The sequence below is a fragment of the Chryseobacterium lathyri genome (genome assembly GCF_030812195.1).
In the GTDB taxonomy this organism is placed as follows: domain Bacteria; phylum Bacteroidota; class Bacteroidia; order Flavobacteriales; family Weeksellaceae; genus Chryseobacterium; species Chryseobacterium lathyri_A.
In genome coordinates this window covers 1,088,646-1,104,989 of record NZ_JAUSSF010000001.1, presented here as the reverse complement: position 1 = coordinate 1,104,989, position 16,344 = coordinate 1,088,646, and the positions used below count along the sequence as shown (strand labels likewise).

Annotated in this window: 23 protein-coding genes; 21 read left to right on the top strand and 2 right to left on the bottom strand. The window is 33.0% G+C overall.

Going from position 1 to position 16,344, the window contains the following annotated elements; translation table 11 throughout:
- The first annotated feature begins 8 nt into the window (after nucleotides 1-8).
- The 11 genes from J2T03_RS05030 to J2T03_RS04980 all read left to right on the top strand — a co-directional run bounded on the left by J2T03_RS05030 (nucleotide 9) and on the right by J2T03_RS04980 (nucleotide 4,364).
- Complete coding sequence (locus J2T03_RS05030) at nucleotides 9-371, top strand: hypothetical protein (RefSeq protein WP_307209796.1); 363 nt, start codon at nucleotides 9-11, stop codon at nucleotides 369-371.
- 20 nt (nucleotides 372-391) lie between these two features.
- Nucleotides 392-778: a hypothetical protein gene (locus tag J2T03_RS05025; protein WP_307209795.1), complete on the top strand. Its 387-nt coding sequence runs from the start codon at nucleotides 392-394 to the stop codon at nucleotides 776-778.
- 253 nt (nucleotides 779-1,031) lie between these two features.
- Nucleotides 1,032-1,160 carry a hypothetical protein gene (locus J2T03_RS05020; protein WP_307209794.1) on the top strand — a complete coding sequence of 43 codons (129 nt, stop codon included), beginning with the start codon at nucleotides 1,032-1,034 and terminating at the stop codon, nucleotides 1,158-1,160.
- A gap of 87 nt (nucleotides 1,161-1,247) precedes the next feature.
- Nucleotides 1,248-1,415 carry a transposase gene (locus J2T03_RS05015; protein WP_373426899.1) on the top strand — a complete coding sequence of 56 codons (168 nt, stop codon included), beginning with the start codon at nucleotides 1,248-1,250 and terminating at the stop codon, nucleotides 1,413-1,415.
- A complete protein-coding gene (locus tag J2T03_RS05010; RefSeq protein ID WP_307209793.1) occupies nucleotides 1,412-1,588 on the top strand; it encodes a hypothetical protein in 177 nt (58 codons plus the stop codon). The genes J2T03_RS05015 and J2T03_RS05010 overlap by 4 nt, the downstream gene beginning before the upstream one ends.
- Nucleotides 1,585-1,998, top strand: coding sequence for a hypothetical protein (locus J2T03_RS05005; protein ID WP_307209792.1), 414 nt, complete (start codon nucleotides 1,585-1,587; stop codon nucleotides 1,996-1,998). Before J2T03_RS05010 ends, J2T03_RS05005 begins: the two co-directional genes overlap by 4 nt.
- A 15-nt stretch (nucleotides 1,999-2,013) precedes the next feature.
- Entirely contained in the window at nucleotides 2,014-2,415 is a 402-nt protein-coding gene (locus J2T03_RS05000) for a hypothetical protein (protein ID WP_307209791.1), read from the top strand.
- 29 nt (nucleotides 2,416-2,444) lie between these two features.
- Nucleotides 2,445-3,371 (top strand): hypothetical protein, encoded by a 927-nt coding sequence (locus J2T03_RS04995; protein WP_307209790.1) that lies wholly within the window; start codon nucleotides 2,445-2,447, stop codon nucleotides 3,369-3,371.
- Between the two features lie 10 nt (nucleotides 3,372-3,381).
- A complete protein-coding gene (locus J2T03_RS04990) occupies nucleotides 3,382-3,672 on the top strand; it encodes a hypothetical protein (protein WP_307209789.1) in 291 nt (96 codons plus the stop codon).
- Between the two features lie 10 nt (nucleotides 3,673-3,682).
- Complete coding sequence (locus tag J2T03_RS04985) at nucleotides 3,683-4,117, top strand: DUF5958 family protein (protein WP_307209788.1); 435 nt, start codon at nucleotides 3,683-3,685, stop codon at nucleotides 4,115-4,117.
- Nucleotides 4,110-4,364: a hypothetical protein gene (locus J2T03_RS04980; RefSeq protein WP_307209787.1), complete on the top strand. Its 255-nt coding sequence runs from the start codon at nucleotides 4,110-4,112 to the stop codon at nucleotides 4,362-4,364. Before J2T03_RS04985 ends, J2T03_RS04980 begins: the two co-directional genes overlap by 8 nt.
- Nucleotides 4,365-4,389: 25 nt before the next feature.
- Here J2T03_RS04980 and J2T03_RS04975 read toward each other — a convergent pair whose 3' ends face one another.
- A complete protein-coding gene (locus J2T03_RS04975) occupies nucleotides 4,390-4,557 on the bottom strand; it encodes a hypothetical protein (RefSeq protein ID WP_373426875.1) in 168 nt (55 codons plus the stop codon).
- Nucleotides 4,558-4,918: 361 nt separating this feature from the next.
- Here J2T03_RS04975 and J2T03_RS04970 point away from each other — a divergent pair, with 361 nt between their 5' ends.
- From J2T03_RS04970 to J2T03_RS04940, 7 genes are all read left to right on the top strand, one after another.
- Entirely contained in the window at nucleotides 4,919-5,260 is a 342-nt protein-coding gene (locus J2T03_RS04970) for a hypothetical protein (RefSeq protein WP_307209786.1), read from the top strand.
- Between the two features lie 262 nt (nucleotides 5,261-5,522).
- On the top strand, nucleotides 5,523-5,753 hold the full coding sequence (locus J2T03_RS04965) for a DUF2750 domain-containing protein (RefSeq protein WP_307209785.1): 231 nt from the start codon (nucleotides 5,523-5,525) through the stop codon (nucleotides 5,751-5,753).
- Nucleotides 5,754-6,240: 487 nt separating this feature from the next.
- The gene (locus J2T03_RS04960; protein WP_307209784.1) at nucleotides 6,241-7,128 is read left to right on the top strand and encodes a DUF4265 domain-containing protein; all 888 of its coding nucleotides are present in this window, start codon (nucleotides 6,241-6,243) and stop codon (nucleotides 7,126-7,128) included.
- A 263-nt stretch (nucleotides 7,129-7,391) separates the two neighbouring features.
- Nucleotides 7,392-7,862, top strand: a complete 471-nt coding sequence (locus J2T03_RS04955; protein WP_307209783.1) for a DMP19 family protein — start codon at nucleotides 7,392-7,394, stop codon at nucleotides 7,860-7,862.
- A 28-nt stretch (nucleotides 7,863-7,890) separates the two neighbouring features.
- Nucleotides 7,891-8,307, top strand: coding sequence for a hypothetical protein (locus J2T03_RS04950; protein WP_307209782.1), 417 nt, complete (start codon nucleotides 7,891-7,893; stop codon nucleotides 8,305-8,307).
- A gap of 279 nt (nucleotides 8,308-8,586) precedes the next feature.
- Nucleotides 8,587-9,069: a hypothetical protein gene (locus J2T03_RS04945; RefSeq protein WP_307209781.1), complete on the top strand. Its 483-nt coding sequence runs from the start codon at nucleotides 8,587-8,589 to the stop codon at nucleotides 9,067-9,069.
- Between the two features lie 53 nt (nucleotides 9,070-9,122).
- Entirely contained in the window at nucleotides 9,123-9,500 is a 378-nt protein-coding gene (locus tag J2T03_RS04940) for a hypothetical protein (protein WP_307209780.1), read from the top strand.
- 288 nt (nucleotides 9,501-9,788) lie between these two features.
- Here the strand turns inward: J2T03_RS04940 and lpxD are convergent, their stop codons facing one another.
- Nucleotides 9,789-10,781 carry a UDP-3-O-(3-hydroxymyristoyl)glucosamine N-acyltransferase gene (gene lpxD / locus J2T03_RS04935; protein WP_306842011.1) on the bottom strand — a complete coding sequence of 331 codons (993 nt, stop codon included), beginning with the start codon at nucleotides 10,779-10,781 and terminating at the stop codon, nucleotides 9,789-9,791.
- Between the two features lie 579 nt (nucleotides 10,782-11,360).
- On the opposite strand from lpxD, the gene J2T03_RS04930 reads away from it, so the two are divergent.
- The 3 genes from J2T03_RS04930 (at nucleotide 11,361) to J2T03_RS04920 (ending at nucleotide 16,343) form a co-directional block, all read left to right on the top strand.
- The gene (locus J2T03_RS04930; protein WP_236850463.1) at nucleotides 11,361-11,552 is read left to right on the top strand and encodes a cold-shock protein; all 192 of its coding nucleotides are present in this window, start codon (nucleotides 11,361-11,363) and stop codon (nucleotides 11,550-11,552) included.
- A 347-nt stretch (nucleotides 11,553-11,899) separates the two neighbouring features.
- Complete coding sequence (locus J2T03_RS04925) at nucleotides 11,900-14,899, top strand: LamG-like jellyroll fold domain-containing protein (RefSeq protein WP_307209779.1); 3,000 nt, start codon at nucleotides 11,900-11,902, stop codon at nucleotides 14,897-14,899.
- Nucleotides 14,900-15,161: 262 nt separating this feature from the next.
- Nucleotides 15,162-16,343, top strand: coding sequence for a DUF4861 domain-containing protein (locus tag J2T03_RS04920; protein WP_307209778.1), 1,182 nt, complete (start codon nucleotides 15,162-15,164; stop codon nucleotides 16,341-16,343).
- Nucleotide 16,344: the final 1 nt, after the last annotated feature.

Here is a 16,344-nt window from a genome sequence, read left to right as displayed (position 1 = left end):
TTTTTAATATGAATAATGATATAATTTTTAAAAATCCCGATCAAATAATAAATATGGGAGGACCTTGGGTAGGTGAATTAGCTATTAATGACACTAAAATTAGTAAAAATATAATTGTTGACAATTATTTAGAAGATAATGAGTTCTATTATTTTATTAAGTATTTTAAAATATCTAAAAAGCAAAAAGAAAATTATTTTTTAGTGCTACGAATCAATAAGAATAATATGGATTATCAAATTTCAAAAGAAAAGTTTGAAAAAATATATCTTACAAAAATAGAAAATGACACGCTTTATTATTGCGAAGGATTTCATGAACAATTGCCTGTAAATAATATCCATGTAGAATTTGAATCACTTGACAAATAAATTTTAACATAAATAAATTAATGGGAAAATATAAATTATTATTTATAATAAGTTTCTTTTTATCATCTCTAATTTACGCTCAAAATACTAATGAGTATAAATTTTTGTTTGAAGGACAGCATAATAGCAAGATATATTCAAAGTTTGAAAGTAAAGAAGGTAATAAAATAAAACTTTGGTATAAGATAGAAGAAACCAAAGAAAATAATCCGGGAGTTGCATTTACGGAATACTATTTACAGGTTAATTGTGAGGAAAAAACTTATATGCTAAACACATCAACTACTTATTGGAGAGATGGTACAATTCAAAAAATAGATCCGCCAGGTGGTATCCCTAAAATAGTTGCAATAACAGAATCAGGCTCAATAGCTGGAATTACTTATCAAAATTATTGTAGAAAATAATAGATAATGTACCAAATATGGGTAACGTTTCACAAATGTTGTTTTTTTTATTAATGGATGTTAGTGAAGAATAATCAACAATAATTTTATAGAATAGGGTGATCGTTTGGTCACTCTATTTGTTTTTTAATAGAAAATTGGAATCCTTATGCATGTAAAAGTTTACTCAAGTGTCAAATGTGTTGGTGATGATTTTATAAAATATGGCAAAAACTAATTATGGAAAGCAACGCTATCTGATCTGAACGGAAATATGACTTCGTTGCAGAGAAACGGGAAAAGTAGTTCAGGAACAGCGCAGCTTATTGACAATCTTACCTATACTTATACGGGAAATAGGCTCAATACCGTTACTGATGCTTCAGGAAATTACAGTGGCTAGGTAGACTTACCTGTTTTTCAGACAAATTAAAAATATTAAATTAGTTTGTTATATATTATGAAAAAGAGCAAGTTTTCATAACATCAAATCGTCAATATTCTCAAGGAATATGAGTCAGGAAAGGCCACAAAGGATATCTGCAGAGAGCATGGGCTCTCAGCTGCTACGTTCTATCAATGGAAGCAAAAATACGGAGGTAATATGCTTAATAACTTTGGAGCTTCCTATTATGATGGTGGGAAAAAGCCTTTATGAAAGACATTGGTATGAATAGTGCAAAAGCATTAACTGGTATTTTTGGAATGGGAGTGGGAAATTATAATGGCTTGACAAATGGTTACTTAAGTGGTTACTTTGGAACCACTTTATTACCTGGGGTTTATTTTAATACAACTGATATTGTTATAGAAAATAAAATAAAAAAATGAAAAAGATAATTAATAAAAATTTCCATTTGATTTTGATTTTCATACTCGCTATTATAATTGGCTATTGGTATTTAAACTCCTTAAGTAGTCTTAAAAATTTAGCGAAAAGACAAAAATATACGACAGCGTTGGTAATAAGTGATTGGCATCATAAAGATACTAATGGAGTAGGTGTAGATTATGAATATTTTGTAAATAATAGGAAATACTCTAATACTATAAATTTAGATTTAAGAAAGGGACAAAAATATCTTTTAGTTTTTGATTCGATAGTACCTGAAAATAGTGTTCTTTTAGATATTTATCCTATAAATAATTTTTCCTCAGTTCCTATAAATGGATGGAAAATCAATGAATTACCTATAAAGGTTGATAGTACAGAAATTAATGGTTTAATTTTAGACAAGTAATTTAAATAGTTTTTTATGAGTGAAAATATTAGTTATATGATAGGCAAGCATAAGTTATTTGTAATAAGCTTTTTTACATTTATATCCATGTATGCTCAAAAAGAAAATGAGTATAGATTTCTAGCTAAAGGACAATATGATAGTAAAATATATGAAAAGTCGGATAGTAAGGATGGAAATGAAGTATATTTATGGCATAAAATACAAGAAACTATAGAAAATAATCCTGGAATAGCATTTACTGAATTTTATGTACAGATTAATTGCAATACAAAAATGAGTATCTTAAAAAGTTCTATTACTCATTGGAGGGATGGTACTGTTCAAAAGCTCGATGATCCCTCAAATAAGGGAGTTCCAATAATAGATCTTAAATCTTTTCTTGGACTTTCCTATATGAATCATTGTGTAAAATAATATTTTAGTAATATTCCAAAGTTAGGGAGTTGGCAGAATCTTACCATCCGGCTAGTCCCTATGCTTATGTGATTAACAATCCTGTATCATTTATTGATCCAGATGGTAGAGATGTAAACCCAGTTGCTGGAGGATGGGAATTTACTGGAAAAGATATACAGGGCCTATTTAGCTATCTGAAATCTGGTGGTAATGTAAGCAGGTTGGCAGGGGCTTTAACTGCCTGGGGAAATAAAGAAAGTGGTGGCGATTTTTGGTCCTATTTTGGCTCTTGGGGCGCTTGGGGTGGTTCTACTTCCAATTCAGCTGGTGGAACTGTTTATGCGACTACGATAGGTGATGGTGCTAAAGGAAACAGCCCTACCGATATTCAGGAGATTGTTTTTACCAGGACAAAAATAACGCACGTCGATAGCCAGGGCTTCAAGATGAAGGAATTGGATAAGGCGTGGAGACAGCCTGGCAAGGCGATGATGCTTGACAGTATGTTTGATGTGTTGGGTATCTTAATTGTTAACAATATTGAACCTGAGACCCAGACCCAGGCATTAGGTGTTGCAGCTTTAGCAATAATTCTGATAAGAGGGCGAGCTGCTCCGGGGATTATAAAAGCTGGAACACAAATAGAAAGAGCAGAAATGACAACTCTTTACAGATCTGTCTCTCCTGTAGAATTAGCAGATATAACTAAAAATGGAATAAGGGCAAATCCTAATGGAGGATATTTTTTTGAAAAGCTTTTTACAACAAATCCGAAGGATGCTTCTTACTTTTCAAAAACATTTTATCCATGGGATAAAACAGCAAATACTATAATTAAAGCAGAAATTCCAAATAGTATTATGAAACAGGCAACTAGATTTGAAATGGATAGAATTCAAACAATTGCAATACCTACTAATATATTACAAGATATTAAGATAATTACTCCGTTAAATTATAGTCCAATTCCTTAAAATTTATATTATGATAACAATAAAAGCAAAATTACACTTGTATGAAAATGTAAGAACTGTACCCTTTAAAAGTGGTTACAGACCAGCCTTTGATCTAGGAAGGGGTCTTACATCTGGAAGGATTGTACTTCCTAATGGAAAAGATTCTTTTTTTCCAGGAGAAATTGATGAAGTAGAAATTAATTTTTTATTGAAAGAACTTTTAGGAGAAAAGTTTAAAGTTGGAGAAAGGTTAATCTTTACAGAAGGAGTAACACCTATTGGCGAAATAGAAATATTAAAAATAGTATCGATCGAGTAATATATAAAATATGTTAAATATCGCTGAGGAAATTTTGATTAATAAATACGGACAAGGGATCATTACAATAGACCTTTTGGTAAACTTATTTAATAACTTAGATATAGAAAATAAGAAGAATTATCTAGAAGAAATACTTCATCTTATTTTACAATCAAAACCTAATAATGATGATATAGAGCAAGCTATTGAAGAAAGTAAATTAAGACCCACTTACACACCGTGCATTTTATTAAAAAAAGGAGGTGTCGCAACTCAGAACTTAAAAAAACTTGTTAGTTTACCTAATAATGAACAACAAAAAGTTCTAATATTGCTTATGAGTTTGTTTAGAATAGCTTATCTAAGAAGATTTAATAAAGAAAGGAATAATCCGGGTAAATGGTGGTATTGGGATTTGTCTCAAACTGAAAATGAAAACAAAATTTTGAAACATTATGGATAAAAACATACATGAACTATTTGTGAAAAAATTTTGGAAAGAAGAAAGTATATGGTTTTATGTACATTTTCAAAACGGAGAAGCAATCAGGCAAATTGAGATTAGCTCTAAAGGAAAAGTGTTTTTAACGCCAGAAATTCCACAGCAGGGAGAATCTATGCTATACGATCAATCTCTTGAAGAACTTGATTTGCAGGATTCTGACTTTATTACAAAGGAAGATTTTGAAGGTGCTTGGAATGATCAATAATAGAAATAAGGTCCCATTTGGGGCCTTATTTAATCTTATAGTTTTCAACAATCAATAAATCTATTTGGGGATATTTTTCAGATAATTTTTCAATTATTCTTTTTATATCATTCCAATCTAATCCACCTAATCCGGCACCAATTTTAGGCAATGATATTTTATTAATATTATTCGAACTTGAATACAATAACATTTTTTCAAAGGCGGCCTTTATAAATAAAAATATCTCCTAATAAAAACAAACCTTCTTGGCATAATGTTTTATTCTTTATACATTTTAGGGTATTTCATTTTGAATTGCAATGCTATCCCTTTTCCAATAGCACTGCACAATTACAGCCATGTGCAAAATTAGAAACACCCTCTAGTCTAAAAACATCACCTTCATTAATATATGTTATCATTTTTTAATCTAAATTTAGATCAAAGATATTATTTTACTTGGACAAGATACAAGGATCAAAAAGGTATTAATAGTATATTACTGGGATTATTTCAAATAAAAAAACAATGTATCCTAATGCTTTTATAAAATAAAAAGTTAAAAAAATAATATGAAACCAGAAGAATTAGTAAAAGTTCTCAATAGAGATGTAATTAACGGGAATTTGGAATTGTATCAAAATTTATTAGATACAACAAATGAAGCCACAGATCCTGTTTGGAAGGGTATCTTACCCCTTTATATAAATTTTTCCAAGGAAGAAAAGGAAATCTTTTTAAAATTTTTGAAAATTGTAGAAATTAACACACTATCACATGTATTAGGAATAATTGATGGAACTACCTATGCCGAAGGGATAGAAAATGAGTTTAGTCTAACAACTGAAAATGATAACAATAAAATTAATGGAGATTTACAAGATTTATTTTTAGAATTGGTTGAAGAAGAATAATTTGCATGACTTTCCAATATACTGAGAAAACGGATATCTTGAATTATTTCCTAAATCCCAGCATCCTAGTATTCCAGGAGAACTTTCTGAAAAAAAGTAAACGTTTTAAAAATTATAATTAATTGAATAATAAAAATGAATTGCTTGACTATTATATAACGTATTTGAATAATTTGCAAGACTTTAAAATATACTGTGAAAACAGATATCTCGAATTAGTTCCTATAGATCAATTAGAACAAATTAATAAAATAGGAATACTATGAATAGTAAAGAAATTGAAAATGTCTTAAAATTAGAACCTTTCAAAAGGTATGAATACTTCATTAAGAAAGTTGCAGATTTTGAACAGCTTTGGACAATTGTTGACGAGGATGGCGATTATGCCGTCTCGGAAGTTGATAAGTTTAGCCTAATATCATTTTGGCCTGCCGAAGAATTTGTTTCTTTAGATCTGCAGGAAGGTTGGGAGGATTGTACCCCCCCCCCTTAAATTGACTTTAGATGATTTGAGAGATAATATATTTGATGTTATTAATTCCGAAAATTATCTAATAAATGTATTTCCAGTCAATGGGAAATCTGGATTTGTAGTGAACCTTGAAGAATTTAGCAGAGACCTCAATGAGGAATTAGATAAGATTGAATAAATTGAGAAGAGGTCACAAAAAATGTGACCTTTTAATTAAATTTTAAATATGAGCAATTTAGCAGTTATAACAACAAAGTTTGTATTAGAAAATAATTCCCCAATTGTTTCTGTTTTTAAGGATATTGAAGGAGACTGGTAGTTCTTCGGACCAGAGAAAAATATTTCTGAAGATGAAGCCAGAGTAGTAAGTTTAGAAGAGATCCTATAAATAGATTCCAGTATCAATGAAATATTGACTATGGAAAATGAAAATCATGCTTGGAGAACTAGTAAAGATGATAATTGGAAAATAGAAGGATATAAAGAGTAATAAGCAACAATAAAAAACATGAAAAATAGAATCAAAGTGTTTTTTGTGCAAGAAACTGCCGAAAAAGAGTACCAGACCGAATCATTATGGTGTAAAGCAGATGTGGATAACTTCATTGTTGACAATATTCCTTTTATTGCAGAAAGAATTTCGCTTGGAGATACCATTGAAGCAACAATAGACGAAGATGATGGACTTTATTATTTTGAAGATTTTGTTGCAAACTCAGGAAATACAACGGTAAGAATCTTCATTTACAATGATTATGAAAATAAGATAGAAGAAGTGAGAAGTTGGCTAAAGGAAAGAGGATGCAATAGTGAAGTTCTTTTGGAAAGAAATATAATTGCTGTCAATATTCCCGAAGATGTCACATATGCACCAATAAAAAAGTATTTAGATGAAGGCGAAGGAAATATCTGGACATATGAAGAATCTTGTTTAGAACATGAATATTATAGTCTTATGAATAGTAAAGTCATTGTAACTTATTATGATGTAGACGAAAAAATAGCTGAAGAAAGGCTGTGGATTGAGCAAAAAAGTGATTCAGAATATCAAATAAAAAATATACCCTTTTTTGCACCTAATCTTGCATTTAACGACATCATTTCAGTAGAAGATGATGATGGGGATTTTTATTTTGAAGATATAATTAAAGCATCAGAACACAGTACAATACAAATTGTAATGTTTGATGACACAAAGATAGAGGATGTTTTAAAGAGTTTAGAAGAATTTGGTTGTTCATGGGAAGGCATGGATGGTCAAACCATCATAGCTGTTGATGTTCCCCCATCCGTAAATTACTCTGACATTCAGGAATATTTGCAAAAAATGCTGAGTGATAATGTTTTTGACTATAAAGAAGCATGTTTTTCTGAAACACATCAAGCTAATCTTTAAATAATTAATTAAAGCCGTCTCTTCTTTATTTTGAGGCGGCTTTTTAGTCAGAAATGAAAACAGTTGAACACTTGAAAGTATATTGGTGAAATATCTAATGCAATAAATATTACCGATAAAAAATATGATGTTACAATATCATTGTATGAACAAATTCCATTTGATGAAGTTAGGACATATTTAACATTAGGACTTAATCGGTACTTTGTTGGTTATTATTTGAATTTATTTTTGTGTGTGGAAATAACTTTAGTAATTAAAATATGGAAAATATAATTGATAAAACTTATAATGAAGCTGTAAAAGGACTAGATGAAGAAATATTAGAGGATTGTGATGCCTGGTATAATTATATTGTAAATTTACCCATAAATCAGCAAGTTACCTACACTATCAAATTGCTTAATTGGCAAGTTGAAAATGGTGGCTTTCATCAGTATTTTTTCAATTCTTATGGTCAATTTGCTTATTTAACTATTAAAAATTTAAAGCTAATAGGAGATATTCAAAGAGTAGACTTACTAGATACAGCGGTACATCTTGTTAATGAAGAATATTTGATAGAGGATACTTTTAGACATTTAATTTTTAATAGGGAACTGTCTAAAATTGTAGACTTCGACGAAATTCTATTTAATAAATTAAATGAATTAGATGATAAGTATTATGACCTGGAAAATGAACATGGTATTGATTTATTAGAAGTTTATTTAAATAAAAATTCGAAAGATTAATATGGAAATAGATTAAATCAGATTATGCATGTATAAAGTTATAGAACCTGAAGTAGCCGGAGGTTTAGGAGACAATACTGAAATGGACACTTCTTTTTTTCCTCCACTAATAAAAAATCTTCATTATGAATTTGATGGATGGTTGGGAGATGATATTCTTGAATCTTTTCCTTGTTATGTAATGACTGAGACATTGCGAAAAGCAATAGAATTTGAAAATCTTACAGGAATTTATTTTAATGAAGTGCTAATTTCTAAATCAGAAACTTTTTTGGAACTTTATCCCAATAAAGAACTTCCAAATTTCTTTTGGGCAAAAATAAATGGAGAGCCCTATAAGGATGATTTTTTCATTACCGAAAAAATCATCCTAGCTATTTCCGATCGGGCTTATTCTTTATTAAAAAAATATAATATAACGCAGGCAGAAATAGGAGATTTATAATTTGACTATAATAATTGATAATAAGTAGAGCGTCGAATTTTGGCGTTCTACTTTCCTAAAGCTTTGGAACTTTATCCCAATATAGAACTTCCAAAGTTCATTTCGGCAAATATTAATAGAGAGTCTTGCTGCCGGAGCCGCAATAGTAACTGCAGCAATTATTCTTTTGAGGACATTTACAGCCGTTCCATAATTTTTATAAATTAAACAATGAAAAACTTAATCCTTTTATTAATCTGCAGCATATTTTTTTCATGCTCTAATAATAAGAAAACAACTATGAAGACTCAACTTTTTAAGTTTTATACACAGTATAACCAATTTTATGTTGCAGATAAAACTGCAACTGGTAATACAGGCTCGCTCAATTTCTGGGATGAAAAAGCTTTTAATGCAAGATTAGCTTTGGAACACGACATAATAGGAATAAGCACGCAAAGTTATGGCAATATTAAGGGAGAAATAGAAGTTTTGGAAAAACCAAGCGTCAATGTTGATTTACAAAAGTATGATCATGTTGTTGAAGGAGGAATCCAAATACCATCTGGGGAGTTACAAATATTGAATTCACCGGATAATAATGTGGAATTGACTGTTAATGTTAATCCTGGGAATTACAGAGTAAGAGTTTATTCTTCGAATTTGGATAGCGTCGAAGAAGATGACGAACCGCATGATACAGATGCTGATTATTATCGAATTGAGCTATGGAAAAGTGATAATAATGAACGAAAGGTGCTAAAACAATACAATAGAAACTAAATTAAAAGCTACCTTAAGGTAGCTTTTATCAAATACACAAATTTAAAGAAAATATGGAAGAATTTCTGGAAGCCCTGCGAGAACGGGCTGGCTTCTTTTTGCTACAAAGAGGGACATTTCGACCATTTAGGGTCCTTCTCCAAGAAGGTAAAGTAGTAGACACTGTTAGCGAATCCGAAACTTTAACTGACGATATCATTTATGATATACTGCTTAATACAGTGAATTTGGATCTGGGAGATCCTGATATTAATGCATCTGCAATTATCCTTCATGGCGAATCAGATGGTTATCAGGTAGTCGTAATAGAAATCTTCAGGAATCTTCGTGAAAAATATCAGGCCGTATTTCCTTATTTTATTACAGATGGGCATATTCTTTTTGGAGAGGACCTTAATAAAAAATACCAGACTGATGCGGTAATAGATTAAAGAAGTAGGTAATATGATACTACAAAACCAACATTGGTCTCCTATTTATTTAATCCATCTAAAAATGTTAAAAGTGGTATTAAATGTTCGACTGTGGCCCCTCTGTCTCCGCCCAAAAGCTTTTATAAAAAGCATCAAAAAATATTTAAAACCTGCAAATCATTGATTTGCAGGTTTTTTGTTTATGCTGACTGTTGAAATTTTTAACATAACGATATACTAGTTTATTTGGTATAACATAGTATATCGTTATCTATCTGGGATTTATTTGTACATGCAGACTTTGTCTTAACTATTTGCAGCAAGCCTTTTAAGAGAAGCCCATTGTTTTAGGGTGATGCGTGCTTCGGCAGCTGGGTATCCAAGATAGGTTTTACCTGCGGGTACATCACCCGCAACACCGGATCCTGCGCCTATAATAGCCCCATTACCAATGGTAGTGTGATCTTTAATAGAGGCGCCTCCACCAATAATAACACCATTACCCAGGGTAACACTCCCGGCAAGTCCGCTATTGCCTGCCATGATACAAAACTTGCCCAATACACTGTTGTGACCTATTTGCACAAGGTTATCGATCTTACAACCATCACCAATAATAGTAGAACTAAATTTACCTCGGTCTACACAGGAACCGGCTCCAATTTCTACCCAGTCGCCAATGATAACATTACCAATTTGTGGAATTTTTGCCAATCCTCTTTCCGGGCAGGGCCTAAAACCGAAACCATCAGCGCCGATCGTTGCATTGGGGTGTAATATGGTGTTTTTACCAATATGGCAGTTTTCCCTGATCACAACACCACTCCATACGGTACTGTTTGTGCCGACGGTGCTCTGATCTAAAATGGTAGCATTAGGATAAATAGTTACGTTGTTGCCCAATTCTACCTTAGGGCCAATGTATGCACCTGCCCCAATACGGGTACCCTGCCCAACAATAGCGCTGGGGTGGATCGATGCAGAAGGGTGGATCTCTATATCAAATTGCGGATTAACAGGTGCAAACAATTCCAGAAGCTGGCACATGGCAAGGTCGGCATTATTGACTTTTATAAATGCTCTGTTTTCGCCAGGATTAATAGAGATGTCGTTATTGACAATGGCTATCGAGGCTTTACTGCCTTCCCAAAGTTTCTCGTATTTTTTACTTCCAATAAACGTAATTTGGTTATTATTGGCACGTTCTATTTGCTCCGGAGAGGATACAGAATGTGAAGTACTACCTATGATACAACCCTGTAGTAAGGTATTGATTTCTGATGCTGAATATAATTTCATAAGGGATTTTTTGGATCCGTGCCGGAATCAAGTGCTTATACAGGAAAGTACGGTAAACGGTGCTGAAAATGATGAATTTATTGATTGGTTATAAGTTAATATGGTTATATAACGCTGAAAAAGGAAAATTATTCTAATTAATATTTAATTTCTTTATAATTTATATGATACATCATATGAATCAAGCTTATAGCCTTTGTATAAATTTAAAAATCTTACTGAGAATATGCGCTGCGCAACAGATCATTTAGTCAGGGATTCTACTCTGACTAAATGTATTGACTGGTCAATGAAATAACATTTTTTGCAGAATCCAATTATTTTACCTATATTTGTAAAATAATAAGGCTAATGCTTAAGCATATCTGAAATTTTGTTTATTTCTTATTTGCTGATACTTACGCTCAATTTTGTCATAAATATTTTAGGTGCACTACCTTTTAAGAAGTTCGATTTTCACTCTTAAATTCTATACATCCATATTTTTCTCTCAAAAATTTATTATCGTTTTGATTTTGATCAAAGCACAGGATATTTGATCCTACAAAATAGAATACAATAATTTTTAATACATATACAATGCAACAAGGAACAGTAAAATTCTTTAACGATGCCAAGGGATTTGGTTTTATTACTCCATCTACAGGTGGTCAAGACATTTTCGTACACACATCAGGTTTAGTAGATAATATCCGTGAAAACGATGTCGTAACTTTCGATTTACAAAATGGAAACAAAGGTGTTAATGCAGTTAACGTTAAGATAGCGTAACTTCATTTAATAAATATAAAAGGATATATTGAGAGCAGATAATTTATTATCTGCTCTTTTTATTGCTACCTACCACCATTAAGATCTCATATGGTATAGTTGTCAGTTATCCTCATCTTTTTAAGCCGGTTGACAGGCTTTTGATCTTCTGTTGTCATTGATTCATGGAGAATTTTCCACTTTGTCCTATAAATTTAAATTATTTTTTAGTGGATCTATTGATGCTTTTACCCATTATTTTTTAAACCAGCTTTTTTTGTAATTGATTGATATAGAGATCGACAGGACGGAGCAGGATACTCGTTATTAGTTTTGTGAATAGATTAGTTAACACAAAATTAATATTTATGAAAAATAAACCTTTACTATTTAAACTTAAATCTTTACTGTTTTGTGGATTAGCGTTATCTACTATAGATTTGAGTGCCCAGACATTAGCATTTCCGGAAGCTACTGGTTTTGGCAGATATACTACGGGGGCAAGAGGTTCCTCAAACCCTCAGATTTATCTAGTTACCAACTTAAATGACAGCGGCCCAGGTTCATTCCGGGATGCAGTGAGCCAGCCGGGGCGGTTTGTTATATTCAAAGTGGGAGGCATTGTTAATTTGCAATCGGTTGTTGCTGTGGCGGCTAATACCACGATTGCCGGGCAAACTGCTCCCGGAGAAGGAATTGTATTTTTGGGCCCCAGGGTATCATTTACAGGAGCCAATAACACAATTGCCCGATATCTTCGTATCCGTTATGGCGGAACATCTCAAAATCAGGACGCATCAGGAATAGCCAACGGGGCAAATATCATCTTAGATCATATGACTTTTACCTGGGGTACGGATGAAGTATTTTCAGTTAACTGGGATAATAATGGCACAAGTCCCGATAATATAACGATTCAGAATTCTATTATAGGACAAGGAATGCACCGTCATAATCATTCTGCGGGAGGATTAATGCAACCTCCGCCGGGGGGAAAGATCAGTTTAATAGGGAATTTATATATCTGTAATAAAACCCGTAACAATAAAATAAAAGGAATCAACGAGTTTATCAATAATGTCGTTTACAATTGGGGAAACTATGGAAATACGTATGGTCATACCCAATCCGGGGAGGCGTACATCATGGGAGGAGATTCGGCGGGAAGCTCTTTTGCTAATATTATCAACAATTATTTTATCGGAGGCCCAAATACAAGCAGTACGGTTACCACGCCTTTCAGCGTAGGAAATGCCAATTTCAATTTATACGGTTCCGGGAATTATTTTGACAATAATAAAAATGGAATATTAGATGGAGCTGCAGTCCCTCAAAACTTAACGGGATACCCTGTAGGAGATCCGGCAGCAATAATGGCTAGTCCGTATGATTATCCGATGAAAACCCCTACATTAACCGCTCAGCAGGCATACGATAAAATTGTTACCAATGTAGGAGCATCATATCCAAGACGCGATCAGGTAGATGGTTTAATGATTTCAGATTTAATGTCGAAAGGTACAACAGCCACTTATGTTTATGTACAATCTGATTTAACGGCTCAATTTGGATTTACCAATGGTGGCGCCGGACATGTTTATGGTGCGCCGGCTCCATTGGATACGGACAATGACGGAATGCCTGATGCATGGGAAACTGCCAACGGACTGAATCCAAATGTCTTCGATGCTTTGGCAGTAAGCCCTACACATGCTCCGTATCTTAATATTGAGGTTTATATTAACGGTTTACCCAACACAGCTCCTCCGGATTTCATTATTCCGCCAACCAATGTGAATTTCACCAATACAGTCACAACTACAGGAGCTTCACCTTCAAGTTCTTTAACAGTTAATTGGAATGATAATGCTACGAATGAAACTAATTATGTTGTAGAGCGTTCTACCGATGGTACTAATTTTACAGTCATTGCAACATTAGGGGCAAATGTAACAAGCTATAATGAAGCGGGCTTAGCGCCCAATACTCAATATTATTATAGAGTTAAAGCAACAAATGTGTCACAATCTTCAGTCTATACATCAAATACATCAGTAACCACACCTCCAATTCCATCAGCTCCCACAAAAGCAAATAACCCAATTCCCGCAACTGGCAATAATAACGTTGAATTGAGCGGTGGAAACCTGCTTTTAAAATGGAACGGAAGCTCAAACACAACTGCGTATACAGTTTATTTTGGAACAGATCCCCTAAATTTAAGCAATGTTGCTACCGTACCTTATTCTGCTATACCATCATATCAGCTTAATAATTTAAATCCGGCAACAAATTACTATTGGAGAATTGATGCTGCTAATGCTCTTGGTATTACTGCAGGAGATGTGTGGAGTTTCCGTGCATTGACTCCAAGTCTTGTCGGCAACTGGCCATTTGCAGAGGCTCCTTCCGCGGGTGCGCAAATTGCGGACGTAACGTCTTTTGCTAATCATGGAATATTAGATACGGCTTATGATAATGCCAATGTAAGAGTACCGGGAAAAGAAAATAACGCCCTTAATCTGGCAACTTCATCTAGTAATATGTACATTGCCAGCATTCCTCATCAGAATCATATTTTATTTGATAATCATTCGTTCACTGTTTCTTTTTGGATGAAAGCTCCAATAAGCATGATTCCAACATCTTCATCTACAAGTCTTTATGTATTGTGTAAAGGTTCTTTCACTAAAAATACTTCAACAGGAGCTACAGGTAAACGTTTCAATGTAGAAATCAAAGGAGGTCAGCTGCGATATGCTATTGATGATGATGTTACGAAAAAGGAAATCACATCACCTATTGCCAATTATTTTACTGATAGCTGGGTGCATGTTGTGATTCAAAGAGATATTGCTGCGCATAAAATGAGAATTTATACCAATGGCGTTTTAAGTACTGAAGGAGATGAAACTGCGGTTACAGGGATTGGTGAAGCAAGTGATCTGATTATCGGGAATATTGGTGAGCTTGAGTTTTTATCAACAGCCAATGCCCCAGCTCCTTATAAGGGGGCATTCGATGAACTTAAGTTGTACAATTATGCTTTATCTCCAACGGAAATATCTGCTTTGTACAATCAGATGGTGTTGAGTAATAATGAATTCAGTGTCAGCAAAAATGTTGGAACAGTATATCCAAATCCTGCAAAAGATCAGATTTTCATTATGCTTCCCGAATATAAAAAATCTAATTTAACAGCAACAATTATTGATCTGACAGGAAAAATTGTTGTCAAAGAAAAGATTAATACTGATAGAAACGGAGTCTTTAAACTAAATATTGCAGACAAGAAAGCTTCAGGAAATTATATACTCAATGTTTCAGGAGAAAATCTGAATAGTAATTTTAAAATTATTATTAAATAAAAGCTATTACCAAAGTTTAATTTCATTTATATTTAAAAAAAAATCCTTTCAAACCATTTGAAGGGATTTTTCTTTTAGCTGTAAATATTTTAAATATGATCCTGATTCATCAGACACCTGAAGCAAAAAAATTGAATTTCAATTAATTTTGATTTGTTTAAGTTTTTTTTTAATTAACCTTTTAGATTTAAAATTTGATTATTTTTTTATGTTCATAAGAAAGTTATCATTATTTTTGATTTTACAACTCAATTGAATAATTATGTTCAGAACAAAATTTTTAATTTCCGGATGTATGTGTGCAATCGTTTGCGCATGTTCTTTTCTAAAGGCACAAAATTCTATTCAGGTAAAAAATACATTGAATTTTTCAAGAAATGAAGTCGTATCAATACCCGTTGCTCATTTAACTTCTTTTCTAAGTAGAAGCAGCGAATCTGATCTCAGGATAAGTGATAATGGTAAAAATGTTTTACCGATTCAATGGATCGACTATAATGGAGACGGAAAAAGCGACGAACTCCTTTTTCAGGTGAATATTGAAGCAAAAAAAACAAACACCTATACCATTATTGCAGATGCCAAAGTTGCAGTTCCTGAAAGCAAAATTTCAACATATTCAAGATTAGTTCCTGAAAGAGTAGACGACTATGCCTGGGAAAATGATAAAATAGCATTCCGTGTCTATGGCCCGAAAGGTCAGAAAGAAGCATTGCAAGGGATAAAAGGAAGCACACTTTCCAGCGGAGTTGATATCTGGCTAAAAAGGACCGACAAACCAGTGATCAACAAATGGTATAAAGGCTATCTGACCGATCCGTTGTACTATCACAAAGATACGAGAGACGAGGGGTATGATCCTTACCACGTTGGAGATAGTCGCGGAACGGGTGGACTCGGAATTTGGGTGAATGAAAAGCTTCAGGTGTCACAAAATTTTGTGAGCTCTAAAACCATTGCGGAAGGCCCTTTAAGAACGGTTTTTGAATTAACCTACAATCCGTGGAGTGAATTCGGAGTGAAAGAAACAAAACGGATTTCTCTGGATCTGGGCTCCAATTTTTCAAAGTTTGAATCCAGTTTTCAGGCTGAAAAGCAGGTCCCAAATTACACGATCGGAATTACCCTGCATAAAAACGAAGGCGAAACAAAACTAAACGACAAAAACGGATATTATTTCCACTGGGAAAAAATTGATGATGCTTTTGTAGGGGAAGGAGTGGTTGTAGATCCTAAAATTGTTGAAAAATCTGTTGCTTTTAAATCCGAAACTCCGGATCAGAGCAACCTGTTAGTTGTGACAAAACCTCAAAATAAACTGACTTATTATGCCGGATTTGCGTGGCAGAAGAGCGGGCAGATTCAGACACAAAAAGATTGGGAAACCTTATTGCAAAAACAATCACAGATTATTGCAAATCCACTAATTATTCAAATTAAATAAT